The organism is Mesorhizobium sp. CO1-1-8 (genome assembly GCF_020164875.1).
Classification (GTDB): domain Bacteria; phylum Pseudomonadota; class Alphaproteobacteria; order Rhizobiales; family Rhizobiaceae; genus Mesorhizobium.
Genome location: NZ_JAIUGZ010000009.1, coordinates 105,208 through 121,934, shown reverse-complemented (window position 1 = coordinate 121,934; position 16,727 = coordinate 105,208). Strand labels below are relative to the sequence as shown.

Here is a 16,727-nt window from a genome sequence, read left to right as displayed (position 1 = left end):
TCCCGCATGCCCTTACTCCGCCTCGTCCGCCGATGCGGCGTTGAGCTGGCCGTATTTCTCCTCGCCGATCGATGCAAGCAGGTCGAGCTGCGTCTCGAGAAAGTCGATGTGACCCTCCTCGTCGGCCAGCAATTCCTCGAACAGCTTCATCGTCACGTAGTCGCCGGCGTCGTTGCAGATTTCGCGCGAGCGCTTGTAGGCGGTACGTGCGTCATATTCGCCGGCAAGGTCGGATTCGAGCACTTCCTTGACATTCTGCCCGATGCGCAGCGGCGCCACGGACTGCAGGTTCGGATGGCCTTCAAGGAAGATGATGCGGGCGACGAGCTTGTCGGCATGGTGCATCTCCTCGATCGATTCCGCCCGCTCCTTCTTTGCCAGCTTGGCGTATCCCCAGTCCTCAAGCAGACGGAAATGCACCCAGTACTGATTGACGGCCCCGAGTTCCAGAAAAAGGGCCTCGTTAAGCCGCTCGATGATCTGCGGATCGCCTTTCATGAATTCTGCTCCCGTATTGGACGCGCAGGCCTCTGACGCGATCCAGGTGTGAAACAACATCCACGCCGCTCGCCTCCGAGCGGGCGTGGTAATTTTCGGTGACCCGAATGATCGTTTCCACCACATTTGGGAAGCAGCCGCAACAGCGACCGCGCTTCTGCATGGCATGATAGATCTTCGCCGGCACGATCAGCTGCCAGGGATCCTGGTCGAGCAGCCCGACGATCGTCTGCTCGATCTCCTTCTCGGTGATGATATTGCAATGACAAATCAGCATTGGCTTGCTCGGCTGGCTGACGGCGTCTCCCGCGCCGTGTGGCTTGATTTTCTAGCGGAGGCCGTTCCAGAGCCGGTTGTCTGGCTCCGGATAAGTCCCGTCTTCGACCCTTACTTGAACACCTTGTCCGGCGCGTCGAGGCTGTCGGACCCTTCGAAGGCGATGGTGCTGAGCTTCAGGGAGCCGACGGCGCGCTCAATCGACTTGGTCTGATCGATCAGCGCATCGATCGCCGCCTGCACGGTGGCGTTGCCCTCAATGTTGCCCTCGGCGATCTGCTGGTCATAGGCCTCGCCGGCCAGTGCACGCGCCTTGATCGCCTCCATCTTGGCGACCGAAACATCGAGCTTGTCAGACAGTTCCTTGTCGATCGCCGGATCGGCCGCCTTCACCATATCGGCCACCGAGGGACCCGAAACGACGGTGCCGTCGAGACGCGTGTAGCTCGCATTATAGGCCGCGCGAATGCCGATAGCGTCGTAGAGATGCGAATTGTAGGTGTTGTCGGAGAAGCAATCGTGCTCCTCTTCCGGATCATGCAGCAGCAGGCCGAGCTTCATGCGCTCGCCTGCCAGTTCGCCATAGGACAGCGAGCCCATGCCGGTGAAGATCGTCGAGATCGCCGTGTTCGGCTCGCCATCGACAAGAGCCTTGCGGGCGGCGCCGTCTTCCTTCCAGTTGCCGACCATCTCCTGAAGATCCGAAACCAGAAGGTTGCTGGCCGATTTCAGATACTCGGCGCGGCGGTCGCAATTGCCGCCGGTGCAGTTCTTGAGGTCGTAGTCGGTGAAGGGGCGCTCGCCGGCACCGGGACCGGTGCCATGCAGGTCCTGGCCCCAGAGCAGGAATTCGATGGCGTGATAGCCGGTGGCCACATTGGCCTCGATGCCGCCGGCTCCCTGCAGCGTGCCGGAGAGGAATTCCGGCGAAAGCTTCGATGCATCGACCTTCTTGCCGTTGATCTCGATCTCCTTGTTGGCGATCACATTGGCCGTGTAGAGCGCGTTCGCGTCCGATTCGGTGCCGTAGCTCTTGGCGACGTAGTCGATCAAGCCTTCATCCAGCGGCCAGGAATTCACCTTGCCTTCCCAGTCGTCGACGATCTTGTTGCCGAAGCGGTAGACCTCGGTCTGCTGGTAGGGAACGCGCGATGCCTTCCAGGCGTCACGGGCAGCGTTGAGGGTTTCCACCGATGGCGTGGCGAGCAGCGCGTCGACCGCCTTGTCGAGCGCCTGCGCGGCGGTCAGCGAATCCTCGTATTTGGCGAGCGCGATGTCGGAATAGGTCTTGATGACCGCCTTTGCATCGGCTTCCGCCTTTGCCGGCAACACGAATACCGCCGCCGTCAGCAGGGCAGTGGCGCCGATCGCCGCAAGCCTGCTGCCATATCGTGCTGTCATGATCACTCTCCAGTTTCTCGGAAATTCTGTAGACGGCGCGCATAGCAACCGGCGCCAGGCCATCTGCGGGCCATTGGGCGCAAGAGATGCCGCGCCATCGCGCGGTTCGCGGAAGAAAGACACCAAAATGCCTCCAATCGAAAGGGTTCAAGGCCCAGACATTAAAGGAATGCGCTGACGCGCGAGCCTCCATAAAGCTGCGACATCGTCGGATGTCAATGACAATCCGCAAGAAAAGTCAATTGAAACAATACTTTAGAATTATTCTAAACTGCGACTGTCAACTTTATGCATTTTCCTGCACCGGTCTTGCCGCAGAACTGTGCGATTGACAGCCGCCATCCCGGATGCGACCGGCAAAAGCTCGCTTGCAGCGGTGCCAGACAATTGCCATCTGGCGGAACATCCTAGAGTAAGAATCGGGATTGAGTGCGATGAAGAACGGTGTGGTCATTGTCGGCGCGGGTCATGCGGGCGTGCAAGCGGCCGCAAGTCTGCGCGAGGACGGCTATGACGGGCCGGTGATCCTCGTCGGAGACGAGGACGAACTGCCCTACCATAAGCCGCCGCTGTCGAAGACCTTCATCAAGGATGCCGAGGCCAAGCCACAGCCCTTGCGCGGCGAGGCCTTTTACACCGGCAGCGCCATCGACTACCGGCCTGGCGCCAGGATCGATCGCATCGATGCCGGACGCCGCAGCTTGGATATTGCCGGCGGTGGTGCGCTTGCCTTCGACCACCTGATCCTGGCGACAGGCTCGCGCCCCCGCACGCTGCCGCTGCCCGGTGCCGATCTGTCCGGGGTGCTGTCGCTGCGCTCGCTGGCCGATGCGCGGCTGATCCGAGACCTCAGCGCGCAAAGCGACGAAGTCGTCATCCTCGGCGGCGGTTTCATCGGGCTGGAGATCGCAGCCACACTGCGGGCCACCGGTCGCACGGTGACAGTGGTCGAGGCGGTGGAGCGGCTGCTCGGCCGCGCCGTGGCGCCGGTGGTGGCGAGCCACGTCCGGCAACGGCTGGAAGCGACAGGCGTGCGCATCCTTACCGGCACCTCTATCGCCAGGCTCGATGGCGAAAATGGTCATGTCACGGCCGCGATCACCTCGTCAGGCGAAATTCTGCCGGCGCGCATGGTCATCGTTGGCATTGGTGCCGTGCCGAATGTCGAACTGGCGCAGGCGGCCGGCCTCGGCATCGCCAATGGCATTCGCGTCGATCACCAGATGCGCACGTCGGTGCCGGAGATTCTCGCCATTGGCGATGCTGCCTCTTACCGACACTGGTTCACCGGCGGCGACGTGCGGCTGGAATCGGTGCAGAACGCCACCGACCAGGCCCGGCTTGCCGCACGCACTATCACCGGGCATGCCGACGCCTATTCGGCGGTGCCGTGGTTTTGGTCCGACATCGGCGACATGAAGCTGCAGATGGTCGGCCTGACCGCCGGCGGCGACAGCCATGTCGTGCTGGGCGACCTGCCCGACAACAAGTTCTCGATCTACCACTATGCCGGCGACCGGCTGCTCGGCATCGAATCAGTGAACCGTCCCGGCGACCATATGCTTGGGCGCAAGATGCTCGGCGCCGGCTTCTCGCCGACGCCGCAGATGGTGGCTGCTGGCCCCGAGGGGCTGAAAGCTGCACTGGCTGCGTTTCAGAACATGGAGCCGGCCAAGGCCCGCGCGTAGAGTTGCCAATTTTTGCCATACGCAATGCCCGACAGCTTGAAGCATTTTGTCGATCAGCGAGTGACGGATCGCGGCTATGGTACGAGCAGCGAGTATGTGCGTGAATTGATCCGTCACGATCAGGACCGCCAACTTCTGCGCGGTTTGCTCCTCGAGGGCCCTTCATCCGCGCCGGGCGCTCCCGTCGACGATGACTATTTCGCCGCGCTGCGAAAACGGGCGCAGAGCCAATAAATTAAGTGGCCACAAAGGCAATTATCCCTCGAAACCTCGCTCTGCGGGATATCGAGGACCCCAATGATTATTATGCACGCGAAGTTGGTTCGCATACGGCGTTGGGCTATGTCGAGGACCTTCAAAATGCCTACAAACTGATAGGCAGCCATCCAGCATATGGCTCTAAGGTATGGCTACGAAATTGGATTGCCTGGTCTGCGGAGTGTGCAACTCAAGCGCCATCCATATCTGATTTTCTATCTTGAGCAGCCCGACCATATTGATGTGTGGCGAGTGCTGCATGCCAAGCGGGACATTCCCGCCTGGCTACAGAATCCAAGCTCCTGACGGCAGGTTCGCTTTGAGGTAGGCCACTTAGGAGAAGTGGCGCTGCCCTTTCAGGCGGCGCAGACTTCGCGGATCGAGCTTTCCAGAATGTCGAGCGCTTCGTTCATGACTTCGTCCTGGATGGTGATCGGCGCCAGGAAGCGGATGACGTTGCCGTAGACGCCGCAGGTCAGCAGGATCAGGCCCTTGTCGAGCGCCTTCAACCGGATCGCATTGGCGATCTCGGCCGAGGGCAGGCCCTTCTTGACGTCGTTGAACTCGACCGCGTTCATGAAGCCGAGGCCTCTGATGTCGACGATCTCGGGCACGTCGTCACGGATCGACTGCAGCCGCTGCTTCAGCCTTGCGCCCAGCGTGTTGGCGCGGTCGCACAGGTTTTCGTCCTCGATCACGTCGAGCACGGCGTGTGCGGCGGCAACGCCGATCGGGCTGCCGCCATAGGTGCCGCCGAGCCCTCCGGGGCCGGGCGCATCCATGATTTCGGCGCGGCCGGTGACCGCCGCCAGCGGGAAACCGCCGGCCAGGCTCTTGGCCATGGTGGTGATGTCGGCGGCCACCTCATGGTGATCCATCGCAAACATCTTGCCGGTGCGGGCAAAGCCGGTCTGTACTTCGTCGGCGATCAGCAGCATGCCGTGCTGGTCGCAAAGCTTGCGCAGCGCAACCAGGAAGTCACGCGGCGCGTCGTAGAAGCCGCCTTCGCCCTGAACCGGCTCGATGATGATGGCGGCGACGCGGGCCGGATCGACATCGGCCTTGAACAGCCGGTCGAGTGCTGCGAGCGAATCGGCTGTAGACACACCGTGCAGCGGCACAGGGAACGGCGCATGGTAGACGTCGCCCGGCATGGCGCCGAAGCCGACCTTGTAGGGCACGACCTTGCCGGTCAGCGCCATGCCCATGAAGGTGCGGCCATGGAAACCGCCGGCGAAGGCGATTACGGCCTGACGGCCGGTGGCGTTGCGGGCGATCTTGATGGCGTTCTCGACCGCCTCGGCCCCAGTGGTGACGAAGATCGTCTTCTTCTCGAACTTGCCGGGCAGCATGCCGTTCAGCCGTTCGGCCAGGCGCACATAGCTCTCATAGGGCACCACCTGATGGCAGGTGTGCGTGAAGCGGTCGAGTTGCGCCTTGACCGCCTCGATCACCCTGGGGTGGCGGTGTCCTGTGTTGACGACGGCGATGCCCGACGAGAAATCGATGTAGCGGCGGCCTTCGACATCCCAGATCTCCGAATTCTCGGCCCGGTCGGCATAGATCTGCGTGGTCATGCCGACGCCGCGGGAAATCGATTGGTTCTTGCGTTCGGAAATGGCTGAATTCTTCATCGTATCCCTCATCGGGCCGGCGCCCGTTCTTGTTTGATCAGATGTCTTCTGACCTTATTTCACGTTTTCCTCAAGTCGGCACCACCGGCAGGCGATTGGGCCTGCGGTGTCGCCATAAGCAATCGGCCGATACGCGTACGAGAGAGGTTCCCTTTTTCCGGGGATCGATTATCTTCCGTATATTCGCGAGACATCGCGATCAGCGAGCCGCCCGCAGCCGGGGAACCCATGAGCAGGAACGTGACATCGTCCGGCTCGCCGCCATCGGTCAAAATCTCCAGCCTTTTGTCGTTTCCAATCGCCTCAGCGCTTCTCGCCTGCTCGGCGGCCCTTCTGCTGGCAGGCTGCCAGAAGCAGGAAGCAGCGGCCAAAAAACTGCCGGTGACGGTGCGCACCGAAACGGTGGCGCTGGCCGACTACGCGCCGAGAACCTCGCTGACCGGGGTGATCGCGGCGCGCACGCTGAACAATCTGTCGTTCCGGGTCGGAGGCCGCGTCGCCGAGCGGCTTGTCGATGTCGGCCGGCATGTCGACCAGGGCACCATGCTTGCCCGTATCGACCCGCAGGAACAGGAATCCGATTTGCGATCGGCACAGGCCGATCTCGACGCCGCGCGGGCGCAATTGACCCAGTCCGCCGCCGCCTTCGAGCGGCAAAAGACATTGCTTGCCCAGGGCTTCACCACCAGGCGTGACTATGATGCCGCCGACCAGGCACTGAAGGTGGCACGAGGCAGCGTCGAGGCAGCGCAGAGCGCATTCGCCAATGCCCAGCAGAACCTGTCCTTCACCGAACTCAAGGCCGGCGCCGCCGGCGTGATCACCGCCCGCCAGGTCGAAGCCGGACAGGTGGTGCAAGCCGCGCAAACCGTCTTCACAGTCGCCGAGGACGGCGACCGCGATGCGGTATTCAATGTGCAGGAGACGCTGGTCGCCAAGACACCAGCTTCGCCGGCGGTGACGATCACGCTGCTGTCCGATCCGCAGGTCAGGGCGACGGGCAAGGTCCGCGAAATCTCGCCAGCGGTCGACCCGGCTTCGGGCTCGATCAGGGTCAAGGTCGCCATTCCCGACACGCCGACAGGCATGCCGCTGGGAGCAGCTGTCATAGGTTCGGTCAGCGCGAAGCCGGCGAAGGCGATCCTGCTGCCTTGGCAGGCGCTGACATCCAGTGCCGGTAAGCCGGCGGTGTGGGTCGTCGACACCTCGACCAAGGCGGTGACAATGGCGCCGGTCGATGTGCTGGCGTTCGATTCAGGCACGGTCGTGATCGCCAAGGGATTGGCCGAGGGCCAGAGCGTCGTCACCGCTGGCGGACAGTTGCTCAGCCCTGGGCAGACGATCGAGATATCGGGAGCGGGCCAATGAGCCGGCTGCCGCACATCCTGCTTGGCGTGCTTGTGCTCGGCACGCTCGCGTCCTGCTCGAAGTCCGATGAAAAGCCGCCGGAGATCATCCGGCCAGTGCTGTCGATGGTGATTGAGCCACGCACCACCCAGGTCTTCGGGTTCGCCGGTTCTGTCGAGCCACAGGTCAGTGCCGACCTTGCCTTCCGCCTGCTTGGCCGGGTTGTCTCGCGCGACGTCAACGTGGGCGACATCGTCAGCAAGGGCACGACCATCGCAGCACTCGATCCGACCGCGATGGAGCTGGCTGTCCAGGCGGCCAAGGCAGAGCTCTCCAACGCCGGGGCACAGTTCGCCAACGCCGCCGCCAGCGAGGAACGGCAGCGCCAGCTGCTCACCTCGGCCAACACCACGCAAGCTGTCTTCGATGCCGCGCAGCAGGCGCGCAAAGCCGCGGAGGCCGGTGTCGAGCGGGCCAAGGCTTCGCTTGCCAAATCGCAGGAACAGCTGGGTTATGCCAGGCTGTTCTCGGATTTCGACGGCGTCGTCACCGCTGTTGGCGCCGAGGTCGGCCAGACGGTCTCGCCCGGCCAGACGGTTGTCACCGTGGCGCGTTCGGACCTACGCGAGGCGGTGGTCGACATTCCCGACCAGTTGACCGGCGATCTCGCGGCCGGCACGCCGTTCCAGGTTATCCTGCAGTCGCTGCCGACAATCCAGACCGAGGCCAAGCTGCGCGAGATCGCGCCGCAGTCCGAGGGCTCGACCCGCACGCGGCGTGTCAAGCTGACGCTCATCGATCCGCCGCAGTCCTTCAGGCTCGGCTCGACGGTGACGGCGACCCGCATGGCCAAGGTGGCACCGACGATCGAGCTGCCCATGTCGGCGCTGCTCGAAAAGAACGGTTCCGACAAAGTGTGGATCGTCGATCCGCAGACATCGAGTGTGAGCGCACACGACATCAAGATCGCGTCGAAGAATGGCGGCACCTTCACGGTGGCCGAAGGGCTTGAAGCCGGCATGCGTGTGGTCACCGCCGGCGTTCACAGCCTGAGCGAAGGCCAGAAGGTGAAAGTGCCCGAGGGAGGGGCCTCATGAAAGGCTTCAATCTCTCCGACTGGGCGCTCAGCCACCGCTCCATGGTCTGGTATTTCATGCTGGTCTTCGTCGTCGCCGGCGTGTTCTCCTACCTCAATCTCGGCCGTGAGGAAGACCCCAACTTCACCATCAAGACGATGATCATCCAGGCCAACTGGCCGGGCGCTTCGGTCAAGGAGACCGTGCAGCAGGTGACCGACCGCATCGAGAAGAAGCTCGAGGAGCTCGACAGCCTCGACTACACCAAGTCGGTCACAACCGCCGGCCAGACCGTCATCTTCGTCAACCTGAAAGACACCACCAAGGCGCTCGATGTCGTGCCGAATTGGATTCAGGTCCGCAACATGGTCAACGACATCCGCTCGCAATTTCCGCAAGGCGTGCAGGGACCATTCTTCAACGACCGCTTTGGCGATGTCTATGGCAATATCTACGCCTTCACATCGGACGGGCTGACGCCGCGCCAGCTGCGCGACTATGTCGAGGACGTCCGCACCAAAATCCTCACCGTTCCGAATGCAGGCAAGGTCGACCTGGTCGGCGCCCAGGACGAGGCAATCTATCTCGAATTCTCGACCCGCCAGATCGCGGCGCTTGGCCTCAACCAACAGGCGATCGTGGCAAGCCTGCAGGCGCAGAACGCGATTACGCCATCCGGTGTCATCCAGTCCGGGCCGGAGCGCATCAGCGTGCGTGTCGGCGGCCAGTTCACTTCCGAGGACAGCCTTCGCGCCATCAATCTGCGCGTCAACGACCGCTTCTTCCGGCTGAGCGACGTGGCGACGATCACGCGCGGCTATGCCGATCCGCCGGCGGCGCTGTTCCGCTTCAACGGCCAGGATGCGATCGGGCTCGCCATCGGCATGAAGCCCAACGCCAATCTGCTGCAGTTCGGCGACGCCCTGCACAAGGAGATGGACAAGGTGCTGGCCGACCTGCCGGTCGGCGTCGGTGTGCATTTGGTCGCCGACCAGCCGGTCATCGTCGAGGAAGCCGTCTCGGGCTTCACGCGCGCCCTGTTCGAGGCGGTGGCCATCGTGCTCGCGGTGTCGTTCATCAGCCTCGGCATGCGCGCCGGCTTCGTCGTGGCGCTGTCGATCCCTCTGGTGCTGGCCATCACCTTCACGGTGATGGCCTATCTCGGCATCTCGCTGCAGCGCATTTCGCTTGGCGCACTGATCATCGCGCTCGGGCTTCTGGTCGATGACGCGATGATCGCGGTCGAGATGATGGTTGCGCGACTGGAGGTCGGCGACAATCTGCGAAAGGCGGCGACCTATGTCTACACCTCTACCGCGTTCCCGATGCTAACCGGCACGCTGGTGACGGTCGCCGGCTTCATTCCGATCGGCCTCAACAACAGCGCGGCCGGCGAATACACCTACACGCTGTTCGTGGTCATCGCCGTCTCGCTTCTGGTGTCGTGGATCGTGGCGGTGCTGTTTGCGCCACTGCTCGGCGTCACCATCCTGCCGGCGAGGATGAAGACCAAGCATCACGACCAGCCGGGCCGCTTCACCGCGCTGTTCCGGCGCGTGCTTGTCGGCTCGGTGCGCCATCACTGGCTGACCATCATCGCCACGGTGCTGTTGTTCGCCGCCTCGATCGCCGGTTTCGGCCTGGTGCAGCAGCAGTTCTTCCCGCCATCGGACCGGCCGGAACTGATCGTCGACTGGAACCTGCCGCAGAACTCATCGATCGCCGACACGCGCGAACAGATGGAGCGGTTCGAGCAGCGGGCGCTGGTCGGCAATGCCGACATCGACCATTTCTCGTCCTATATCGGCCAGGGCGCAGTGCGCTTCGTGCTGGCGTATGACGTGCAGCCGGCCAACCCCTATTTCGGACAGACCGTCATCGTCACCAAGAGCATCGAGGCGCGCAACCGGGTGAAGCCGGCGCTGGAAAAGCTGCTGCGCGAGGAATTCGTCGGCACTGACGCCTTCGTCAAGCCGCTCGAACTCGGACCGCCGGTCGGCCGCCCGGTGCAGTACCGCGTCGGCGGTCCCGACATCCAGACGGTGCGCGAACTGGCGCAGCAATTCGCCGGTGTCATCTCGGCCAATCCCAGGCTTGCCGCGCCGACCTTCGACTGGATCGAGCCGCAGCGTGTACTGAGAGTCGACGTGCTGCAGGACAAGGCGCGCCAGCTTGGCATCACCTCTTCCGACATCGCCAGCGCGCTCAACAGCACGGTCGGCGGCGCCACCATCACGCAGGTGCGCGACGCCACCTATCTGATCAATGTGGTGGCGCGCTCCCGCGAGGCTGAGCGCGGTTCGATCGAAACATTGCAGAACATGCAGTTGCCGACCAGCAGCGGCGAGGCGATCCCGCTCGCGGCGGTCGCCAACTTCCGCTACGACCTGGAGCAACCGACGGTGTGGCGGCGCGACCGCATTCCGACGATCACCGTGCGGGCCGGCCTGGTTGGTGACGTGCTGCCGGCCACCGTCGTCAACGAACTGAAACCACCGGTCGATGCCTTCATCGCCAAGCTGCCGCCGGGCTATTCGATCGAGACCGCCGGCTCAGTCGAGGAAAGCGCCAAAAGCCAGGGACCGATCGCCGCCGTGGTGCCGTTGATGCTGTTCGTCATGGCGACCATCCTGATGGTGCAGTTGCAGAGCTTCCAGCGCCTGTTCCTGGTCGTCGCGGTCGCACCGCTGGGCCTGATCGGCGTGGTGGCCGCTCTGGTGCCGAGCGGCGCACCGCTGGGCTTCGTCGCCATTCTCGGAGTGCTGGCGCTGATAGGCATCCTTATCCGCAACTCGGTCATCCTGATCGTGCAGATCGAGGATCTGGTCGCCGAGGGCAAGGATCGCTGGGCGGCCGTCATCGAGGCCACCGAACACCGCATGCGGCCGATCGCACTGACGGCGGCGGCCGCCAGCCTGGCGCTGATCCCGATCGCGCGCGAAGTGTTCTGGGGCCCGATGGCCTATGCCATGATGGGCGGCATCATCGCCGGCACGGCGATCACGCTGCTGTTCCTGCCGGCGCTTTATGTGACGTGGTTCAGGATCAAGGAGCCGAAGCAGGGGCAGGATAGTGCTGAACCGACAGGTGATGCCATACCGGAAGGCGGCGCCGCCTGAGACTGCTCACGCCGTTCTCACAAACCCGTCGCTCGCTCTCAGCAGGTTGCGCGTATAGTCCTTCGTCACGCGACGTTCGACGAGATCCGCCGCCGCCAGATTCTCCACCGCCTCGCCGCTTTGCATCACCATCAGCCGCTCGCACATATGGGTGATGATGGCGAGGTCGTGACTGACCATCAGGAAGGTCAGCTTGCGCCGCTTGCGTACCTCTTCCAACAGGTTGAGCACTTCCGCCTGCACCGAGGCATCGAGCGCCGAGGTCGGCTCGTCGAGCAGCAGGATCGAAGGTTCGAGGATCAGCGCACGGGCGATCGCCACGCGCTGGCGCTGGCCGCCGGACAATTGGTGCGAATAGCGGAAGCGGAAGCCGTTGCCGAGGCCGACTTCGTCCAACGCCCGCTGGATACGCTTTTCGCCGTCGGCAAAGCCATGGATGGCAAGCGGCTCCTGCAGCAGACGGTCGACGGTCTGGCGCGGGTGCAGCGAGCCGTACGGATCCTGGAAGACCATCTGCACTTCACGGTAGAAGGCCTTGTCGCGGCGCACGCCGAGCGTCTTGCCGTTGACGGCGATGCTGCCCGAAGCGATCGGCGCAAGGCCGGCGATGGCCCGCAGCAGCGTCGATTTGCCGGAGCCGGATTCACCGACCAGGCCAAAGGATTCGCCCGGCTGCACGTCCAGGCTGACGCCCTTCAGTGCGCGAAAACGGTCGAAGATCACATCCAGCCTGTCGACGGCAATCGCAGAAGTCATGCCGCCCACTCCGGCTTGCGGTCGAGCACCGGCAGCGGGTGGCGGTCGGCACCGATCTTGGGCATGCAATTGAGCAGGCCGCGCGTGTAGGGGTGCTGGGCCTGGCCGAGTTCGGATGCCTTGAGCTGCTCGACCACCTTGCCGGCATACATGACGATGACGCGATCGCAGAAGGACGAGACCAGGCGCAGATCGTGCGAGATGAAGATCAGCCCCATGCCGCGCTCACTGACCAGCCTGTCGAGAATGCCTAGCACATCAAGCTGCACGGTGACGTCGAGCGCCGAGGTCGGCTCGTCGGCGATCATCATTTCCGGACCGGCGATCAGCATCATGGCGATCATGGCGCGCTGGCCCATGCCGCCCGAAACTTCATGCGGATGCAGGTTGAAGACGCGAGAGGGATCACGGATCTGCACCGCCTCCAGCATGGCCAATGCGCGGTCGCGTGCCTCGGCCTTGCCGACCTTTTCATGGGTGCGCAGCGTCTCGACGATCTGGCGGCCGATGCTCATCACCGGGTCGAGCGAGTATTTCGGATCCTGCAGGATCATGGCGATGCGCTTGCCGCGCAGCGCCCGGCGTTCGCGCGGCGAGACGCCGAGCAGGTCGATGCTGTCGAAGGTGAGCTTGTTGGCCGATATCCGCGCCTGCGGCGGCGTCAGCCCCATGATGGCGCGGCCGGTCTGCGATTTGCCCGAGCCGGACTCGCCGACGATGCCGAGCCGTTCGCGGCCGAGCGAAAAGGAAACGCCGCGCACCGCTTCGATCAGCCCGGTGCGGGTCGGGAAGGTGACGCGCAGATCGTCGACCTCGAGAAGCGTCTTCGTTTCCCTGCTCATTGGTCACCACTGCGGGGGTCGAGCGCGTCGCGCAGGCCGTCGCCGAGCAGATTGAAGCCGAGGCTGACGATGAGGATGGCGAAGCCCGGCGCACCGGCCACCCACCACTGGTCGAGCACGAAGCGGCGGCCGGACGCGATCATCGTGCCCCATTCGGGCAGCGGCGGCTGCGCGCCGAGGCCGAGGAAACCGAGCCCGGCGGCGGTCAGGATGATGCCGGCCATGTCGAGCGTCACCCTGACGATCAGGGACGAAATGCAAAGCGGCATGATATGGCGCAGCACGATGCGGAAGGGCGAGGCGCCCATCAGCTGCACCGCCTTGATGTAATCGGAATTGCGCACCGTCAGCGTCTCTGCCCGCGCAATGCGGGCGTAGGGCGGCCATGAGGTGATGGCGATGGCCAGCACCGCATTCTCGATGCCGGGGCCAAGTGCTGCGACAAAGGCCAGCGCCAGGATCAGCTTGGGAAAGGCGAGGAAGATGTCGGTGATGCGCATCAGGATGGCATCGGTCCAGCCGCCGGCATAGCCGGCCACCGTGCCGACCAGAAGGCCGATCGGTGCCGCGATGATGGCGACCAGGATGACCACATAAAGCGTCCAGCGCGAGCCGTAGAGGATGCGCGACAGGATATCGCGGCCGAGATCGTCGGTGCCGAACCAGTGCTCGGCGCTCGGCGCCAGCAGGCGCGCGTTCTTCAGGTCGCCGAATGTCGGAGAATAAGGTGCCAGCACGCCGGCAAGGGCGGCGACGACCAGCAAGGCAATGATGATGAGCAGGCCGAGAAAGGCCAGCCGGTTGGCGGAAAAGCGCCGCCATGCCACATAGGCGCGGCCGAGCCTTGCCTGCATGCGCGAGGCCGGCCGCTCGCTGAGCAGCCAGTCGCGACGGCTCTGGATGGTGTCGGCGCTCATGCGGACTTCGTCCTCGGATCGAGAACGCGGTAGAGCAGGTCGGAGAGCAGATTAATGGCGATGAACACCGAGCCGATGACGATGGTGCCGCCGAGCACCGCATTCATGTCGGCGTTCTGCAGCGAATTGGTGATGTAAAGGCCGATGCCCGGCCACGAGAACACCGTCTCGGTCAGCACCGAACCTTCGAGCAGTCCGGCATAGGAGAGCGCGATCACCGTCACCATGGGCACCGCCGCATTGCGCAGCGCGTGGCCCCAGATTATGCGGGTTTCCGACAGGCCCTTGGCGCGCGCCGCGACGATGTATTCCTGCGACAATTCGTTGAGCATAAACGAGCGTGTCATGCGGCTGATATAGGCGAGCGAGAAATAGCCGAGCAGCGAGGCCGGCAGGATGATGTGGCGGAAGGCGTCGTAAAAAACGTCCCACTGCCCCTGCATCGCAGAGTCGAGGAGATAGAAGCCGGTGATCGGCGTAAAGGTGTATTCGTAGACGATGTCGAGCCTCGCCGGGAAAGCAACCCATTGCAGCTTGGCGTAAAACAGCACCAGCCCCAGCAGCCCCAGCCAGAAGATCGGCACAGAATAACCGATCAGGCCGATGACGCGCACGATCTGGTCGATGAGGCTGCCGCGCCTGACCGCGGCCAGCACGCCGAGCGGCACGCCGAACAGCGCGCCGATCAGCGTTCCGAGCGTCGCCAGTTCCGTCGTGGCCGGAAGCGCCCGGCGGATATCCGTCATGACCGGATTGGTGGTCAGCACGGAGACGCCGAAATTACCGCTCAGCGCATTCTTTACATAGATGTAGAATTGCTCGACCAGTGGCAAATCGAGGCCCATCTCGCGGCGCGTACGCTCGACGACATTGGCCGGCGCCCGGTCGCCGAGCACCGCCAGCACCGGGTCGATCGGAATGACGCGACCGATGAAGAAGGTGACCGCGAGCAGACCAAGATAGGTCGTGATCGCGATAACCAGGAAACGGCCAAGCGATGATGCAATAGCAACGGCACGGGCGCTGCCGCGCCCCGCCGCCACTTCTTTTTCAACCGTGCTCATGCGGCGTGTCCGCGAGCATTATTCCTTGGACACCGGCCCGACGAAGTTGGTGTCGAAGCTCGGGCCGAGCGCAAAACCCTTGAGGTTCTTGCGCAGGCCGGCCACTTCCAGCTGCTGGTGGATGACGACGAAGGGGCTGGTGTCGAGGATCTTCTTCTCGAGATCCTTGTACATGTCGGCGCGTTTGCCGGCGTCCTTCTCGAGCAATGCCGCTTCCGTCTGTTTGGTCAGGTCCGGAATGTCCCACGCGTTGCGCCAGGCCAGCGTCTTGGTCTTGGCTGCATCCGAATTGTCCGGGTTCGAGGCAAAGGTCTGGGCGTTGGAGTTCGGATCGAAATAATCCTGCCCCCACTGGCCGATATAGATGTCGTGGTTGCGGGCGCGGTACTTGGTCAGCGTCTGCTTGCCGTCGCCCGGGATAATCTCGAGCTTAATGCCGGCCTGTCCGAGCGTCTGCTGGATGGATTCCGCCATGCCGGTGGTTGGCTGGCCTGTGCGTACGTCCATGGTTACGCTGAAGCCGTCGGGCAGACCGGCCTTGGCCAGCAATTCCTTGGCCTTGGCGACATCGAACTTGAACGGATTCTCATCCAATTCGCCGAGCACGCCCTTGGGCAGGAAGGTCTGATGGATTTCGCCGATGCCCTTGAGGATCGTCGAGCTCAGCGCATCATAGTCGACCAGGTATTTGAATGCCTGGCGGACCTCGGGCTTGGCGAGGTTGGCATTCTTCTGGTTGAGGCTGATGTAATAGACCGTGCCCTTCGGCGCGCTGGTCGAGGTCAGATCAGCATTCTTGGCGATGGCGTCGAGGTCGTTCGGCTCGAGATTGCGGGCAACGTCGATGTCGCCGGCTTCGAGCGCCAGGCGCTGGCCCGAGCTTTCCTTCATGTTGCGGTAGATGACGCGGGCAAGCTTGGCCTTCTCGCCGTAGTAATTGTCGTTGCGCTCGAGAACGACCACCTCGTTGGCCCGCCATTCGCGCAGCTTGAAGACGCCGGAGCCGGCATAGCCGGTCTTCAGCCAGGCATTGCCGAAATCATTGTCCCATTTGTAGTCGGCGCTCGGCGTCACCGCAGCGACATGTTCCTTGACCAGCTTGGCGTCGACCACCGACGCGACCGTTGCCGACAGACAGTTCAGCACGAAGCTTGGCGCATAGGCCTTGTCGACGGTGAACTGGAAGGTGGTGTCGTCGACCGCCTTGGCCTTCTCGGCGACGTTGTCGCCGCTGATGCCGAACTGGCCGATGATGAAGGCCGGGCTCTTGTCGAGCTTGATCACACGTTCGAAAGACCAGGCGACGTCGGCGGCGGTGATCGGATTTCCGGAAGCGAATTTCAGGCCGGGCTTGAGCTTGAACGTGTAGGTCAGGCCGTCGTCGGAGACGGTCCAGCTTTCAGCAAGGTCGCCCTTGACCTTGGAGGTGTCGCTGAGGTCGAGACGGACAAGCAGATCATAGGTGTTGCCGGTGACCTCGGCGGTCGACAGCTCGAACGCCTCGCCCGGATCCATGGAGATGATGTCGTCGATCGCGAAACCTTCGACCAGCGTGTCGGCGGGCGTGACCGCACCGGCGGGCGCGCCGGCCAGAAGCAACGCGGACATGGCTGCACCCGCCAGCAGGAAGCGAGAGCGTAAAGCAAACTTTTCCATCATCATCGTGATTGTTCCCTGTTTTGTTGTTTGTTGACCCGAGTTCCCGGCTCAGGGTTGTGCAATTCTTTTCGAGCCTGGAGAAGGCACCACTGATCTCTTACCGTTGCGGTTTTTGTCCAGTTGGTCAACACCATATCCGGCGGCCTCGTGGCGGGCAACGAGCATTTATACGACGGCTCAATGGGCCAGAAA

14 protein-coding genes and 1 pseudogene are annotated in these 16,727 nt (G+C 63.2%); 6 read left to right on the top strand and 9 right to left on the bottom strand.

Going from position 1 to position 16,727, the window contains the following annotated elements; genetic code table 11:
- Positions 1-12 precede the first annotated feature (12 nt).
- From bfr to LB558_RS19070, 3 genes are all read right to left on the bottom strand, one after another.
- Positions 13-498 carry a bacterioferritin gene (gene bfr / locus LB558_RS19080; protein WP_013527914.1) on the bottom strand — a complete coding sequence of 162 codons (486 nt, stop codon included), beginning with the start codon at positions 496-498 and terminating at the stop codon, positions 13-15.
- Positions 464-775, bottom strand: a complete 312-nt coding sequence (locus LB558_RS19075) for a (2Fe-2S)-binding protein (RefSeq protein ID WP_023811421.1) — start codon at positions 773-775, stop codon at positions 464-466. The genes bfr and LB558_RS19075 overlap by 35 nt, the downstream gene beginning before the upstream one ends.
- Positions 776-885: 110 nt before the next feature.
- Positions 886-2,175, bottom strand: a complete 1,290-nt coding sequence (locus tag LB558_RS19070) for an imelysin family protein (RefSeq protein ID WP_224698976.1) — start codon at positions 2,173-2,175, stop codon at positions 886-888.
- Positions 2,176-2,609: 434 nt separating this feature from the next.
- On the opposite strand from LB558_RS19070, the gene LB558_RS19065 reads away from it, so the two are divergent.
- The 3 genes and pseudogenes from LB558_RS19065 to LB558_RS19055 all read left to right on the top strand — a co-directional run bounded on the left by LB558_RS19065 (position 2,610) and on the right by LB558_RS19055 (position 4,427).
- Positions 2,610-3,863: an NAD(P)/FAD-dependent oxidoreductase gene (locus tag LB558_RS19065; RefSeq protein ID WP_224698975.1), complete on the top strand. Its 1,254-nt coding sequence runs from the start codon at positions 2,610-2,612 to the stop codon at positions 3,861-3,863.
- 24 nt (positions 3,864-3,887) lie between these two features.
- On the top strand, positions 3,888-4,097 hold the full coding sequence (locus tag LB558_RS19060; protein ID WP_224698974.1) for a type II toxin-antitoxin system ParD family antitoxin: 210 nt from the start codon (positions 3,888-3,890) through the stop codon (positions 4,095-4,097).
- A 5-nt stretch (positions 4,098-4,102) separates the two neighbouring features.
- Positions 4,103-4,427, top strand: a pseudogene (locus LB558_RS19055) (type II toxin-antitoxin system RelE/ParE family toxin).
- A 50-nt stretch (positions 4,428-4,477) separates the two neighbouring features.
- On the opposite strand, the gene LB558_RS19050 reads toward LB558_RS19055, so the two are convergent.
- Positions 4,478-5,755, bottom strand: coding sequence for a 4-aminobutyrate--2-oxoglutarate transaminase (locus LB558_RS19050; protein WP_224698973.1), 1,278 nt, complete (start codon positions 5,753-5,755; stop codon positions 4,478-4,480).
- Positions 5,756-5,983: 228 nt separating this feature from the next.
- Here LB558_RS19050 and LB558_RS19045 point away from each other — a divergent pair, with 228 nt between their 5' ends.
- From LB558_RS19045 to LB558_RS19035, 3 genes are read left to right on the top strand one after another with little or no spacing between them, the layout of a single operon-like run.
- Positions 5,984-7,123, top strand: coding sequence for an efflux RND transporter periplasmic adaptor subunit (locus LB558_RS19045; protein ID WP_224698972.1), 1,140 nt, complete (start codon positions 5,984-5,986; stop codon positions 7,121-7,123).
- Positions 7,120-8,199, top strand: coding sequence for an efflux RND transporter periplasmic adaptor subunit (locus tag LB558_RS19040; RefSeq protein ID WP_224698971.1), 1,080 nt, complete (start codon positions 7,120-7,122; stop codon positions 8,197-8,199). Before LB558_RS19045 ends, LB558_RS19040 begins: the two co-directional genes overlap by 4 nt.
- A complete protein-coding gene (locus tag LB558_RS19035; RefSeq protein WP_224698970.1) occupies positions 8,196-11,297 on the top strand; it encodes an efflux RND transporter permease subunit in 3,102 nt (1,033 codons plus the stop codon). Before LB558_RS19040 ends, LB558_RS19035 begins: the two co-directional genes overlap by 4 nt.
- Positions 11,298-11,303: 6 nt before the next feature.
- Here the strand turns inward: LB558_RS19035 and LB558_RS19030 are convergent, their stop codons facing one another.
- The 5 genes from LB558_RS19030 to LB558_RS19010 are packed head-to-tail and all read right to left on the bottom strand — an operon-like array spanning position 11,304 to position 16,538.
- On the bottom strand, positions 11,304-12,053 hold the full coding sequence (locus tag LB558_RS19030) for an ABC transporter ATP-binding protein (RefSeq protein WP_224698969.1): 750 nt from the start codon (positions 12,051-12,053) through the stop codon (positions 11,304-11,306).
- Positions 12,050-12,895: an ABC transporter ATP-binding protein gene (locus tag LB558_RS19025; RefSeq protein WP_224698968.1), complete on the bottom strand. Its 846-nt coding sequence runs from the start codon at positions 12,893-12,895 to the stop codon at positions 12,050-12,052. Before LB558_RS19025 ends, LB558_RS19030 begins: the two co-directional genes overlap by 4 nt.
- Entirely contained in the window at positions 12,892-13,812 is a 921-nt protein-coding gene (gene nikC, locus LB558_RS19020; RefSeq protein ID WP_027039599.1) for a nickel transporter permease, read from the bottom strand. Before nikC ends, LB558_RS19025 begins: the two co-directional genes overlap by 4 nt.
- Entirely contained in the window at positions 13,809-14,876 is a 1,068-nt protein-coding gene (locus LB558_RS19015; RefSeq protein WP_224698967.1) for an ABC transporter permease, read from the bottom strand. The genes nikC and LB558_RS19015 overlap by 4 nt, the downstream gene beginning before the upstream one ends.
- An 18-nt stretch (positions 14,877-14,894) precedes the next feature.
- Entirely contained in the window at positions 14,895-16,538 is a 1,644-nt protein-coding gene (locus LB558_RS19010; RefSeq protein WP_224698966.1) for an ABC transporter substrate-binding protein, read from the bottom strand.
- Between the last annotated feature and the right edge of the window lie 189 nt (positions 16,539-16,727).